Origin of the sequence: Nitrososphaera sp. (genome assembly GCA_039938515.1) — an archaeon.
Taxonomy (GTDB): domain Archaea; phylum Thermoproteota; class Nitrososphaeria; order Nitrososphaerales; family Nitrososphaeraceae; genus Nitrososphaera.
In genome coordinates this window covers 162,128-176,120 of record JBDUUL010000001.1, presented here as the reverse complement: position 1 = coordinate 176,120, position 13,993 = coordinate 162,128, and the positions used below count along the sequence as shown (strand labels likewise).

At 47.8% G+C, this 13,993-nt stretch carries 11 protein-coding genes; 7 read left to right on the top strand and 4 right to left on the bottom strand.

Annotated elements, in window-relative coordinates; genetic code table 11:
* Positions 1–2: 2 nt before the first annotated feature.
* From ABI361_01015 to ABI361_00995, 5 genes are all read left to right on the top strand, one after another.
* Complete coding sequence (locus tag ABI361_01015; GenBank protein MEO9319231.1) at positions 3–1,349, top strand: site-specific integrase; 1,347 nt, start codon at positions 3–5, stop codon at positions 1,347–1,349.
* Between the two features lie 128 nt (positions 1,350–1,477).
* Positions 1,478–1,633 carry a hypothetical protein gene (locus ABI361_01010; GenBank protein MEO9319230.1) on the top strand — a complete coding sequence of 52 codons (156 nt, stop codon included), beginning with the start codon at positions 1,478–1,480 and terminating at the stop codon, positions 1,631–1,633.
* Between the two features lie 56 nt (positions 1,634–1,689).
* Positions 1,690–1,908 carry a hypothetical protein gene (locus ABI361_01005; protein MEO9319229.1) on the top strand — a complete coding sequence of 73 codons (219 nt, stop codon included), beginning with the start codon at positions 1,690–1,692 and terminating at the stop codon, positions 1,906–1,908.
* Between the two features lie 188 nt (positions 1,909–2,096).
* Positions 2,097–3,263 carry a hypothetical protein gene (locus ABI361_01000; GenBank protein MEO9319228.1) on the top strand — a complete coding sequence of 389 codons (1,167 nt, stop codon included), beginning with the start codon at positions 2,097–2,099 and terminating at the stop codon, positions 3,261–3,263.
* 466 nt (positions 3,264–3,729) lie between these two features.
* Positions 3,730–4,056: a hypothetical protein gene (locus ABI361_00995; protein ID MEO9319227.1), complete on the top strand. Its 327-nt coding sequence runs from the start codon at positions 3,730–3,732 to the stop codon at positions 4,054–4,056.
* Positions 4,057–4,082: 26 nt separating this feature from the next.
* Here the strand turns inward: ABI361_00995 and ABI361_00990 are convergent, their stop codons facing one another.
* Entirely contained in the window at positions 4,083–4,304 is a 222-nt protein-coding gene (locus ABI361_00990) for a hypothetical protein (protein MEO9319226.1), read from the bottom strand.
* Between the two features lie 1,472 nt (positions 4,305–5,776).
* Here ABI361_00990 and ABI361_00985 point away from each other — a divergent pair.
* Both ABI361_00985 and ABI361_00980 read left to right on the top strand, forming a co-directional pair.
* Positions 5,777–8,929: a plastocyanin/azurin family copper-binding protein gene (locus ABI361_00985; protein ID MEO9319225.1), complete on the top strand. Its 3,153-nt coding sequence runs from the start codon at positions 5,777–5,779 to the stop codon at positions 8,927–8,929.
* Positions 8,930–9,150: 221 nt separating this feature from the next.
* On the top strand, positions 9,151–11,097 hold the full coding sequence (locus tag ABI361_00980; protein ID MEO9319224.1) for a plastocyanin/azurin family copper-binding protein: 1,947 nt from the start codon (positions 9,151–9,153) through the stop codon (positions 11,095–11,097).
* 42 nt (positions 11,098–11,139) lie between these two features.
* Here ABI361_00980 and ABI361_00975 read toward each other — a convergent pair whose 3' ends face one another.
* The 3 genes from ABI361_00975 to ABI361_00965 form a co-directional block, all read right to left on the bottom strand.
* Complete coding sequence (locus tag ABI361_00975; GenBank protein ID MEO9319223.1) at positions 11,140–11,283, bottom strand: hypothetical protein; 144 nt, start codon at positions 11,281–11,283, stop codon at positions 11,140–11,142.
* 404 nt (positions 11,284–11,687) lie between these two features.
* On the bottom strand, positions 11,688–12,368 hold the full coding sequence (locus tag ABI361_00970; GenBank protein ID MEO9319222.1) for a uracil-DNA glycosylase family protein: 681 nt from the start codon (positions 12,366–12,368) through the stop codon (positions 11,688–11,690).
* Between the two features lie 164 nt (positions 12,369–12,532).
* Complete coding sequence (locus ABI361_00965) at positions 12,533–13,912, bottom strand: CAP domain-containing protein (GenBank protein MEO9319221.1); 1,380 nt, start codon at positions 13,910–13,912, stop codon at positions 12,533–12,535.
* Between the last annotated feature and the right edge of the window lie 81 nt (positions 13,913–13,993).

Sequence of the window (13,993 nt, the reverse complement as noted above, 5' to 3'; positions counted from 1 at the left end):
CCGTGGAAGCAAAGTCTAGAAAGAATGCGGTAGACCGCAGTATTCTTTATGGCCCCGCTTATGAGAATTTTCGTCAAGCCGTAAGATCAAAGTGGACACTTGACCCGTACGAGCGGCGACTTGTTGCTTTTCTGACTACTGTGAAAATGAATCCAGACCAGTTCGTGGAGGCTGCCAAGAACGACTCAGGTTTTGCAGAGAAGGCCATCATGAACTATGTCATTGCGATGAAACAGAGGGTTGACAGCAAAGAAATCACGGGCGCCACCATAGGTGGTTCCCTCAAGTCAATACGCTTGCTACTAGACATGAACGACGTATCTCTAAACTGGAAGAAGATTAGACGCATTTTGCCCCGTGCCCGACGCTATGCCCTCGACAGAATCCCGACCGCTGAGGAAGTAAGACAGATAGTCAACCACAGCGACATTCGAGGCAAGGCCCTTACGCTGGTCTTTGTAAGCTCAGGGGTGAGGGAAGGCGCCGTCGACGGTTTTGAGCTCCGAGATTATAGCAAAATCAATAGGGAAGGCGTTACAGTTGCGGGCAGACTAGTCGTGTATCGGGGCGACGAGGAACAATACATTGCCTTTATTTCTGCAGAGGCGTGTGAGTCATTGGACGCTTATCTTGCATTTAGAGAGCGCAATGGTGAGCAGTTAAAGCCAGAAAGTCCCTTGTTTAGAGACAAGTTTGACCCGGTTCGGCCCAGATACCAGAGAAAGGACGCCAAGGATAGAGTCATCGCAATGAGCCCGAGCTCCATCAGGAAGTATTACAATCGATTACTGAAGCAACTGGGATTGCGGGAGAGGTCTGAGAGGAGACACGAATTCAGCGTTCATGGGTTCAGAAAATACTTCAAGACAAAGGCAGAGTTAGCTGGAATGAAGCCGATTAATGTCGAAACCCTCATGGGCCATAGTGTCGGCATAAGCGACTCATACTATCGCCCAGCCGAGAGCGAACTGCTAAGTGACTACGTCAAAGTGTCCGATAGCCTCAGCATATTGATCGAGAGCAAGCTCAGGCTCGACATCGAGCAAGCGGTAGACAGTCGCATTCAGGCAGCTGTTGAACAGAAAGTCCAAGACCTTTCCGAGCAACTCGGGGCGAACCAGAAGGCACTGGTCAAGGCCGAAGAGGCGAGTAATTATTATCATACGCAGCTCGAGACCATGAAGTCAGACTTTAACAAGAAGCTCGAAACCCTGCAAGATGCGTTTGAAACATACAGGCTAATTCAGGACGGCGGCTTGGACATTGACGCAATTAAACAGTCTCTCCTGACTAAGGGGGAACAAACAGTTGAGCGTAAACATCCAAGGAGTCGTTCCAGCCGCACTTGAACTCATAAGAATTCCACGGCCGAAAACATTTGCATGATTTTCCCTCGTGGATCTGTCTCTGAGGTCTTCGACTTTGTACAATTTTGTACGTTAGACCTTAAATACTCGTAGCTGGGCGTCGCCGTCAGATGGAAGAACGTACAGAAAGATTCGTCCGTGCGCAGCTTACACCGGCCACCGTGGCACGTCTTTTGAGTCGCCAAAAGCCAGCTCTGCGCATCAGCGTTGACGCAGCCATAAATGAAGTCATAGACGAGTTAGAAAAGAAAGGGGGCAAAGTGTAGTTGCAAACAGCATTTGCCGCCCCGAACCTTATGCCTGAAGCAGGAGGCTCGACCTAATGTCCACTAGCTCGCATAAAAACAGATCAGTTCCTGCAGTGGCAATTAGAGTCGGGAAGCATTGTCTGCTTGAAATCGAAAAAAGCGCAGCTGACTTTCTGAACATCAATCACGGGGCAATCTACGATGTGGAACAGAAGCCTGAAGGGATCTTGCTTAGGAAGCACACGTCCATCCAAGGAGCGGAACCTGATCTTGACTACCACTACCTCGAGTAACAATTTGCCGAGTCCCAACTTTTCAAGCAATTGCGCATCGATCGGCTGCCTAAACCCCGTCACCGCTCACCTTTGGCTAATGAAAATCGGCCTAGATGCCGGCTTTTGCGTCCCATGCATAATTCGCCTCTTGAGCGGTGAGCTTCCGCTGGATGAGGTGCAGTTCGATGAACTAGCAGGTGGAGAGCGTGTCGAGCAACTCTGATGGTTCGCCCAGCCTCACTCTTCTCGACGACAATGAGGAAGGAGAATCCGGGCTAGCCGTCGAAACATCAAAAACAAGAATTGAGGCTGCCAGTGATCGTGTCCGGGCTTGGGAGCGCCTGAATCCGAGAATCAGATTGAGCCACGGGCTGAGGAGCATCGCTGTCAAAGCAGCAGAACTGGAAATTTCTGAAGGAAGAGGAATTATCACGACGGACGTAGTAGCGATGGGCAAGTCGAGTGCCTCTGCAAGACAGCTGCTTTACCAAGGCCAATCGAAGGGCCTGCTAGTGTCTCAGGGAAAAAAGACCGGCCGTCACTCTCAATACTTTCTTTCAAAAGGCCAATCAGAAGCCATTATTTCAGAAACCACACCACAACCTAATGCCGCCAGCACACAACCCAGCAACGAGGAACGGCTGGCTGTTCTTCACACTCTTTTTCAATTCTTCTTGGTTGAGGGCTCAAAGCTCCATAACGTGCACATTAAAGCCACTCTCGCACGTGGAGAGTATGAATCCATCCAATGGCCCGAATCTGACAGACAAAAGAAATTCAGGTTCGAGCTTGACGAATTCCGGCACGTCCAGTTTGTAGTCTCGCCCAATGGTACATGCATGGTGTACATAGAATGCTCCAAGAAGCCGTTTGACATGGGCACCGGCGAAGGCAGTGTCGACTTCTTTGCTTCGTGTGGGGTGGCTGCTTATGAATTTAGGCATCAATGTCGAGTTGCGGTGCTTTCTGACGTATGTGAATGGGAACTTGTAATGTTCGATGCCGACAAGACTCCGGTGTCTGAACTTCAAAGCAGGTTTCCGGTATTGACGAAGGGCTGGACATCCGGTGGTGCTAAGTTCAGTTACTTAGGAGCCTCTTTCAAGGTCTACGGGAAGATAATGCCCTACAATATCAAGACATTCCGACTCGAGGTGGAAGAGACTATGAGGGCGAGGAACTTGCCAATCTCCGACGCCATCGGAATAGCTGCGGACGACGCCGATAGAAAGTTGCAGAAATTCTGCCGTCAAATGTTATCTGCACTTGATCAACCTCGCCTTGAGAGCCTTTACTATGGCGTCAGTGGCGGCGGTAACACTAAGCATGTCTCATGCGGGCAGTCAGATATTAGAGAATTCATGACGTTTTGAACACAGCTCCAACTTTTTCTAACCTCAGCCGCTGATACGGATTCTGAAGTACTTTCACTTTTCATACGTGTTCAGCCACGGAGTACGTTGAGACACTTGGTAGCTGCTAGCATAGTACTAGACCGGTATGCCGTTCGCTGCTAAACCGGGAAACGTCACGATTTGGCAGCTCCGGATTTGTCTTGTAAACTGGTTAGGTGCTTGTGATTCCTGAAAAGGCTAGAAAGACTTTAAAGTTCACTTCAGTATATTGCTCATGCATCATTTGTTCAGTGGCTCAAGCTTCGGCAACAAGCGAAAGCACCCATGCCCATTTTGCCTAACCCTGATTCTAAAGAGATCAATGTTTTGTCGAAGGTGCAACGCCCGGATTCAAACAAACATAAGATTTGGTCCGCTCAAGGCTCGCATCCACTGCGTAGATTGCGGCAAGGTTGCTAGCAGAGGGAGTACAAAGCGATGCAGGATGTGTTACAGCAAATTTCTTGCCATTCAAAAGTCCAATGCTAGGAGCGTTCACAGGGCAAACCCCGGTTCAAGTTATGTTGATAAAGATGGCGTGAGGCACAGGGCGGACGAAATAATGTACAATGGCATGTCGGTCGCTGCCAACTGGAGTGGCCTACGAAAGGTCTTGAAAGGCTACCACAATGCAAGGTCAAGGCGGAATGGTGCGAAAGTTTTACAGTTCGCCCTCTCAATAAATGCGTTCGAAAGAGCTCTTAACATTAAGGAAATTCCGATTGCGCAGCTGCTCACGACCGAGGCTCTGGAGTCTATTATGTCGCCATAAATCGACTCTTCCAAACGGGAGGCAGGCTAGATCTCACAGAGATTCATTGCCATTAGTGTTGCCTCACTGATTAGCGCTTTTCCCTTCTTGTCTTTGCCTATGACGAGAGTCGGTTCTGTGCTGAAAAAGTCTGCGGCACCGGATTTAAGAACACATTTCCCGATTTCCTTCGCATCCTTTTCTGATGCTACTACAACAGAAACTCGCTTGCATACTTTTGGCGGTCGACTGTCTGACTCTTGGGCCATGGCTAGGTCTGGAACGAAGGAAGTATAAAAAGACCCACGGATGAATTATGTAAAATAGGTTGCCGTATGCCTAGGCTATTCGTAAAGTGCCTACCACCGGCAGACAAGTGAAGCATATCAATTATTTTTGCACGAAGAGCTCATTGAGATGGTAAGATAGAAATACCACTATCAAAGTAATATGTAAAGTGTTTATAGAATTCTCCTCTAGGTCATTCCTCTCTATTGCCATAGGGCTATTAGCCGCCAGTCTTCTCTTGGCGCCTTCAACTGTTTGTGTCCCAATCTATGCATTCAGCAAGAACTCTCTTGTGATGCCTGATGGCGTGCTCCCAAGCGCCACATTAACATCAATCGCTCCTGAAAACACCCTGCTACATGATCTTAAACCACACGATTATCATCAAATTCAACCTCGTGCTAACAGTCCAAACCAGAGAGCAGAATATTATCCAGATTGTAATGGATACAATCAACAGGGCGATCTTCCCGATGATCCGCTCGTCTGCGCTGATCCAGTTGCGGGAAATGATAGCGGTCATTATGTTGGTCATGATGAGCCGTCGGTTCAGTTCTACTCGAATGCGCCCAACTCCGCAAATAACCTGCAGTGGTCATTAATCTTGCCGTCCACCGACCCGCAACCGACCGTGTCAGGCAGTGTAGTCGCAAATTATCAGCTCCATACTGCGATATGGCTTGGTCTAGCAATGTGCGACCCATTCTCATACCCATTTGGGTCGTGCACACCAGATAGCGATAGTAATGGTTTGACGGCTGGATCTGCCTTCCTTGAACTGCAGTTCTATCCACCCGGTGGTGCCTTTGTCCCATCGAATCGCTCTAGCTTTAATCCGGCAGCCGGTTGGGAGGCAGCAGCTACTATTGATAGCTTTACTGAGAATTCGAATTGTTACGAACCATTTACCGGCCAATATTTCACGCCTGCTAACTCGGTTAATCCAATGCTAATGCAGCCCGGAGATCAATTACTCATCACAATGAAGGATACTACATCAGGTCTGCAAATTACAATTCTAGACAAAAATACCGCAGTAGCGGCGACTGTTACCACTAGCGGGTTAAGTGGATTTATGCACACGAATCCGTCAACTTGTGTAGCAAGCAGTTACGATTTTCATCCTGAGTTTAATACGGCCGCTGCCGGAAACTACGTACCATGGACTGCAGAATCGGTCAACGTAAATTTAGCATTCGAAATAGGGCATACAGAATTAGGTTCAGCAGGCGACCAAGATAATGATGATTCATCCTGCTTCCAGCTTTATCTCACGTGTGAAAACGGCGGAGATGCAGACCATGACGGACTATCATACAAGGCAGACTGGCCAAATGGCAGCCCTAACTTTCCCTCTAGTCTGATAATAAATTCTCCTACCCTAAACGGGATTGGGCCGGAAAGTTACGTTTCGGGCATTGGTGTCTATAATCAAGGATTTAGTCAAATGAAATTGAAGACGGAGGAATCATGCTTCTCTTCAAGCTGCGGCGGCTCCGACTATTTCTATCCTTTCTATAGTCAAGCGGGATATCCGTCTGACATTTCCCATCCATGCGTCATGCTTTTCGGAAACTCATATCCTGCAGGCACAATTTCTGGAACTGGCACGGTCAATGACTTTGGAAATGAGAACCAGTACAACACCGGCACCATACTTAGCAATCCATGCATTCCGCACAGTCCGGTAACAATCACCACTAGCAGCAGCCAGTTCTATGGCCCTGCTTTGGAGAGAGTCCTGATTACGGACACTTCAAAAAATACAGCTACGGATTCAGTCGTACCACACGTAGCAGTAAAGCGCGGTTCAACATCTCTCTTTGAGCAAGACATTACAGTTCCAATCATTGGAACATCAGGCACATTCGAGTTCTATCTGACCACTTCAAACAGCCCATTCAAACCAGCAAGTCCGTCATTCACAGCAGGCTCACCAATTATGGTGAGAATTAGCCAAAACCCAGTCATCAGCAGCACCACTGAAGCGGCCGCTGGTTTTGGAAGCATTCCAGCTGAATATTCCTTCCCGCTGAGCGCAAGCTCTGCACCGCTCAGAGACGGCGACACGATCACAATTACTTACGGCGGACAAACAAGTGTGGTGCAATTTTCGAAATCCAATGTGATTGCATCAGTAGACAGATCATCAGCAGGTGACGGCAACAGAGTTATTCTAACACTTAACGACCAAGATGCCAACATAGATCCGACCTCTGTTGATAGCTTTGCTGCCACACCCTCAATAGTTACCGCAACTGGTGGGACGCTTAACCTAACAGGAGCTCTGTTTGTGGAAGAGGGGCAGAATTCCGGGTCGTTTGACCTTGCTTTGAATGTGACCAGCGCCAACTTGGGCGTGGTCAATCCGACAAATGGCGGAACCCTGAGGGGCGCATTATTCCCAAGTACTTCTGTATTGACATTGCATGACTTTGACGTCTATTCTAACGTTCCAGCGAGTGCCACTGCACCGTACAATGCAATAATACCAAACCCGTCAGTTACTTCAAGTCAGACAATCACATTGCAAAACTCTGATGGCGTATTGGCACTTAACAATCCCGTGAGCATTCCAAACGGAATTGCGCTACAAATTACAGACCCTGACAGAAACATCAGCACGAAATCAATAGACTCTTTCAATAGCCTTGTCAATATTACCATTAATACACTTGGAAAGGGCCCAATATCCACCGGCTACTTTGCGTCAGTGCCAATGGTAGAAACAGGAGCAAACTCTGGAATTTTTGTTCCAAACCTAACAGATAATAAAATTCCGATTCAACTAACCTTAGGCGATTCTTTTGTCAACAATAACCCTTCGCTTGGTCCGACAGGCATCTTCATCAATGCAACTACGCTGGCTGCTAACAACAATGTAGTAATAACATACACCGACCCTCAAGGTAGCCCGGACATTCACGGCAAGATCTTTAGACTGATAACAACTGTCTCACACACTGCCGGAACCTTAACTTCGTCTGCCGCGACAGTGGGAATTAATGGTCAATTCCATCTCACAATTTCAGATAACGACCTAAACACAAATCCTGATGTTGCGGACAGCTTTGTAGTTGCATTTTCAACTGCAAACTCCGGAGCCGAGAACATTGGGCAGTTCATGCCCTCCCAGAGTTTTGGCAGCTTGGCATCACTAACATTGCTTGTCGCAGGAACTCCGGTCAGCTTTGCATCGCAGCCTCTCAGCATGGTTTTTGTAGAGACCGGGCCCAACACGGGTATCTTTAACGGTCCTAACCTAAACATGTCTACATTTAACCAAGCCTACGTGCCAATTGCACTGCATGGTCTAAGAGCGGGCGATCAATTGCAATTTACTTATCATGACCATTCGGAGTCACCGGTAAGTACTAGCACTGCCATCATTACAGTTCGGGGTGCAAGAATTACAACGAATCCGATAACACCAACGTCGCCTGTTCCTTGGGGCAGCACGCTTGTTTCATCGGGCAGCCTTTTCGATAGCAACGGAATAGGGCTTGCCTCACGAACAATCTGGTTTGATGGAAGTATGTTTACTTCCAACACGATAAACGTCTCTATCGTCCAAAATGCACAAAACCTCGGAAGCAGTGCATTCTCGCCAAACCCTGTGAATGCGAGGGTAGGAGACAGCGTTGTATGGACTAACGCAGATGCGGCAATTCATACAGTCACTTCTGGCAACGGGTCGACCGGTACACCTGACGGCATATTCGACTCCAAGGTTTTGATTCCGGGAAACTCATTTAGCTTTACGTTCCGCCAAATAGGCGACTATGCCTACTACTGCCAGTTGCATCCCACCATGCAAGGATTGGTTCACGTCTCTCATGCCGCAACAACTACCACTACTTCAACAGGCAGTTTCAGCATTTCACTGGCTGCGCCCAATACTGTGAACACTAGCTGGACTCTTCAGGCACACTTTGACGGCGACTCGTCCAACGCTGGAACGGCAGGGCAAGTTCAGACGTTTGATACAAGAAAGCACAACACTGCCCTTACACTTGGTACTATACGAACCTCCGTTCCTTGGGGGAGACCGACGTCATTCCCGGCAACACTGACTGACCTCGACAAGTCTAGTTCCGCTGTATCTGGAAGATTGGTTCACTATTTTGGAAGCGGGGTTGTATCGACTGCTGACGCCACAACATCAACCAGCGGATTAGCTACCGGTGCAGGTACTGCTCCATCCAGCATTGGTACTGGATGGTCCGTGCAAGCTCAATTTACAGGAGACTCGCTGTACAATACTGCCAGCTCGCTCACAAGGACGTACAGAACCACAACTCACGCCACCTCTCTATCCTTGACAATCCAGCCGACATCTGTCGTACATGGCACGGGGCTTTACAGCGTACGAGGGGTACTACGTGATAGTGTCACCAACACTATTCTTACAAGCAGGACAATTACCTTTACAGCAACAACGCCAATAGTAATTTCAAGCACTACAACAAGCACGACTGGAACATATGCCATTTCAAATCTGGTTGCACCACCGGCTGCAGGAACGTACAGCATCACTGCAAGGTATTCCGGAGAAACACTATATGCACCGAGTAACTCCCCTGCGAGATTACTGACCGTTACGTAGCAACCGTCGCAGATTACTCTGCATTCGCATCCAGTCAGTTAGGCTACCCGCAGAGATTGGCAAACTGTTAGCGAATGTATTCCAGTGCTACCGAGTATGCCCGAGTAACGCTGTAACAGGTCAACAAGAGCGGATATTGTATACTAATAAGCAACCCTTAAAGTCAGTTTGCTAGATTGACTCCCCGAATAAATCGCAGGCATATTCTGATTTTTGTCAGTATGTTTACACTCGTTGCACCGCCCATCCTTTTTGTGCCGACTCGTCCCGCTTGGGCAGCAGCCATTTCGGCAGAGTTAAAGGTCGGAGACTCAAATGGCGGCTGCGAAGCAATCGGAGCCGTATGGAATTCTAGCACGAGTACCTGCACTCTCTCTGTGTTTTACTTGGGAGGCATTTTGCAGGTCGATTCAGGAGTTACCCTCTTAGTCAAGCCATCCGGGTCTGCCGTTTTTTTAGCCTTCGATAATGAAACCAGCGAGCAATTAGATGATTCGTACCTCAATAATTCCGGAACAGTTGACAATTTCGGTGGCATTTACTTAGGTTGCGACGGCATTTTGTGTGATGGCGGTGAAATTTACAATCATGGCACAATTTTGAATGAGAAGGGGTCAACTATTCTTGCCTGCTGTTTAACCCATCTTTACAATTATGACACTATTGATAACCTCAATGGCAGTTCTTTCGAGACTGACTATTATTTCGCCAATGAGAACGGAGCGACCATAAACAACAACGGTACATTTACGGCAATCAATTACTTTCCGGGATTTTACAACTACGGAACGATAAACAATAATGCACAAGGGCTTTTCAATAACACTGGTACTTTTTACAATCAGAACGGCAGCCTCATAAGCAATACGGGCAAACTTAGCAACGGCAGAACCATCAATAATCTGGGAATAATTCAGGACAACTGTAGCGGAGTCTTTGACAATATTGGAACCGTGACTGGCAATCCAGTCATTAACACGTGCCATCCGACTACTTTGTCAATAAAATCGCTGTCGCCATCTTCGCCGGTGCCATGGGGCGTGAACATGGTTGTATCCGGAAGACTTCTCGACAGTAACGGAACTGGACTTGCAGGCAAGACCATTGGCTTTGACGGCTCATTTCCTAATCAGCCATCACTTACCGTGTCTATAGGGAGTGCAAGTTTCAATCCCACAAATGTACTGATACCTGCAGGCGAGCGCGTAATATGGACGAATGACGACACTGCAGAGCATTGGGTTGTTTCAGGGAACCATACGACCAGAAGCTCAAATGGAAGGTTTGAGTCAGACATCCTAAACCCGGGTCAATCTTTCAACTTTACGTTTAATCAGGCTGGTTACTATCCATACTATGACGGAATGCACCCGTTTATTTTTGGAGCAGTAAACGTCATATATGCTGCAACAACAACTACCAATTCAACTGGCGGCTTCAACGCCGTAATCTCTGCTCCAAGCAAGATTGCTTCTGGTTGGATTATTCAAGCCCATTTTAAGGGGGACTCGGGCGCTCCAGCGTCTGATAGCAGCGCTCTATCATTTGATACAAGAAAGCACAACACTGCGCTGGCTCTTGGCTCCATAGGAAATGCCATACCGTGGGGCAGAGCCACATCATTTCCAGCAAGGCTAACTGATCTTGATACTAATTCCGTAATCTCCGGAAGACTGATACACTTTACGGGCACGGGAGTAATTTCGGTGTCTGACACTGCCACTTCAACCACCGGGATTGCGAGAGGTGTGGGCATTGCAGCTTCCAGCGTAAGTAACGGCTGGACGGTTCAGGCACAATTTGTGGGCGATTCTCTGTACAACTCTGCCAACTCGCAGACAAGGACATACAGGACAGTTGCACACGCTACAGCTCTGACTTTGACAGTCCAGCCCAATTCTGTAGCCCATGCAACCGGTCACTACAATGTCAGGGGAGTGCTAAGAGATACCGTTACCAATACCGTGTTGTCAAGCAAGACCATATCATTTACAGCGACATTGCCGATTGCTCTTCCAAACGCTGTAACGTCTTCTACGGGAGCCTATTCAGTTAGCAATATCTTGGCACCAACATCAGTCGGTACTTACAGCATTACAGCAAGATATGCTGGAGACGCATTGTATGCACCCAGCAGCTCTCCTGCTAGAAGCCTCCATGTCACCTAACAGCTGTTGCAGAAAGTCACAGCCTGTACTTTCACGGATGGTTCATGTTGTCTGGAGAGGGAGTAGCTTGCGGACAAAAAGGTCATAGATCGCAGAACCCGCCAAGGTTGCGACTATGCCTAGCAAGAGAAAGTCCTCGACCTTTGGCAAGACCCAATCAGGACACTTGCATTTCTGGCGAGTCATGGCCGGGATAGCCTAAGACTTGCTAATAAAGACCTACGAACAAAATGTACAATTTCTTTGGCCGAAGGCTTGGGTAGTGGCCTTGTACTCCCAAAATACTCCACATCAAAGGCAGCCGTCGGACAGGCTGAATATTCCCCACCGTGAAGATTCTAGGCAAGCGACTCCTCTATCCTTCTCGGAACAGCGAGCAAGAACTAGAGCCATGGCCTGCAAATGTACAGAGTGTTCAAAAAGACCTCGAGCCAAATCGTCCCCGCATTTACTTTAACAACCACTATCGAGGGTTCTGATAACTTGACGGAGGTTGGAAAATCTGTTAACGGTCGGGGGTTGGCAGTGGATACAGGCGGGAGAAACGAAACCTCTCAAGCTCAATCTCGAGTTGCTTGGATATTTTGGATTTAGATGGGCTTCAGCTGAGATTGGACATTCTGCTTTGCGAGTTCATAATTCTTAAACGGCCAACTCGGATGAGACAAGTAGACGACTCTGCTATTCATTTCTGGAAACATCTTGCGCAGGAAACAGTCGGCCTCTCTACCCAAGGCAAGTATAGGGACTTTGGGGAGGATTGCAAATTCTTTTGCCAACCAGTTAGTCATGCAGAGCCGGACAGTCTTTGATTCAAGCCTTGCCTGTAAATCATTGGGAGTTGAACACTTCATTGCCTCAGTAAAGTAGACGGTATCCAAAACTTCCTCATTGTCGTTAGTATCTAGCACGTCTCGCAAGAACCTCATTAACTGTTTGTGATAGGTGCCCTTTCTGCCCTGAATGTATGTGAGATGACATCTCTCCCCCCAGCTAACCATAGCATCAAACAGAAGCTCCCTTTGTTGTTCTTTGGACTGAGCAGTAGACAAGGCTTGACGATATAGCATAGCTTCTTCGCTAACTGGATGACCGGGATTCTTGCCAACTACAATCAGTTTGACATTATCCATGCCCTTCCTAGCGCCAGTCATAATCCTAGGAATCCAACCGTTGTTTGGGTCGGAGTAGCTATCGCATAAGCACTTGCCGCTTTCAATACCGTTTAGAATTGGGAGCAAGAGAGAGCGCAGCTCAAGCGGTAACGGCATCTCTGCCGATACATTCGGTTACAATAAAAACTTTCATCACTTTCAATTTCTCTTATCAGATAATCACTTCGATAGAATCAAAGCACATTTTTTCAAACGAGGCAGAGACCACTGACACCATAAAGCTCTACAACGGGGCGATGTCGCTGAGAAATGGCTGTTTCCTAGCTGTTGAAAATGGAATGTGAGGTAACAGGAAACTGATTACCATTTCTGTCTTCAAGGTAAACATAGACGGTATAGACGCCCTTCTTGTCAAGGATTGGAGAGAGGTCAAATGACAGGTCAATTGAGCCAGTTGTAGCATCCCACCTTGACGCCAGAATAGTCTTTGCGTCAACGTAGTACGAACTGTCGGGGCTTACTCCGCCGATAAAGGTGCCTTCGTCATAAGAGGTGCGATCCCTGTCTGCAAGGTAAACTGCGTGAGTGGGTACGTCATCATAGTTAATTTCGACGTCGGCTAGTACGCCTCCACTGGTTGGAGTACTAGACAAGATCTTCCCCGAAAACTCGAGCGTTCTATTATCCTTAGTTATGGGCTTGTCATACTGAATGTAGTTGTTCTCAAAATTCTGCACTATTGCAAAGTAGTAGTCGTCGTAGATGATGCCTATGCTAACATCTGTATGGTACTTGTCAAGTATGTTGTCTCTGTGGCCGTCCTCGCAGCAGGCAGAGTCATTGTACATCATTGCATATTCTGCATGGTCAATCTCCTTGTACGGGTCGACCGTATAGCATTCTGAAGGATCACTCTTGCATTGAGCTATTGTGGCATTGTCGTATGATGGGCCGGCAGCAACATTTTGGACCACATAGCCATTGCCGCCATAGGCCGTATATCGCATGTATGGCTTCATTCCGTCTGAAGTCCAGTGAGTTGGGTACCAATTGTTATACATGTCCTGAGCATGAGCCTGAGCCGCTTGGTTTGAACTTAACCTCACATCAGACAAGCCGTACTTTTCCCTATCATGATTGATTGCCTTGAGCGCATATTGCAGAAGCTCGTCTAGTGACGGTTTGTGTGCAGCACTCAGGCTGTTCTGCGTATTGTTGGCAGCAGCCTGTGGATGATACTCAGTATCTTGTGACGGCTGGGCGGTTTGGTTCCCTATACTCTTGTCAATTGTCAAGGAAACCGTTGGAATCTCCACTACGCTTACGAAAGTGGTCTGAGGCTGGGATAGTATGCGAGGCTTGTTGAGGCTGTCAACTACAAATGATATCACTGAATAGTTACCAGTTGTGTCTGCCAGCCATGTGCTCTGGACAGTCTTATGGTCATTAGCTGATAGAATGTCGTCTTTTAACTGAATTGAGTCGACGACTCCGTTAGAATCCAGCACCTCAATTATTGCTACAAACGGCCGCGGAGAATTATTGTCATTCTGGACTGATGCATACAGCACAACGGGAGTGCCTCGCAGTACCATAAAGTGAGCAGCGTTGTTATTTGCTGCAGCTGAAAGCGTGCCAAGCGGCAGCGCAATAAGCGAGGCTGACAAAAATATCGCAAATGCCAGCTTTTTGCCGAACATTAAACGCCTTGCCAGCTACCGGTAGGCAATGTATTATGCATATCGGCGTTGCTGACTAAAACCGCATAACTCAGAATTTAG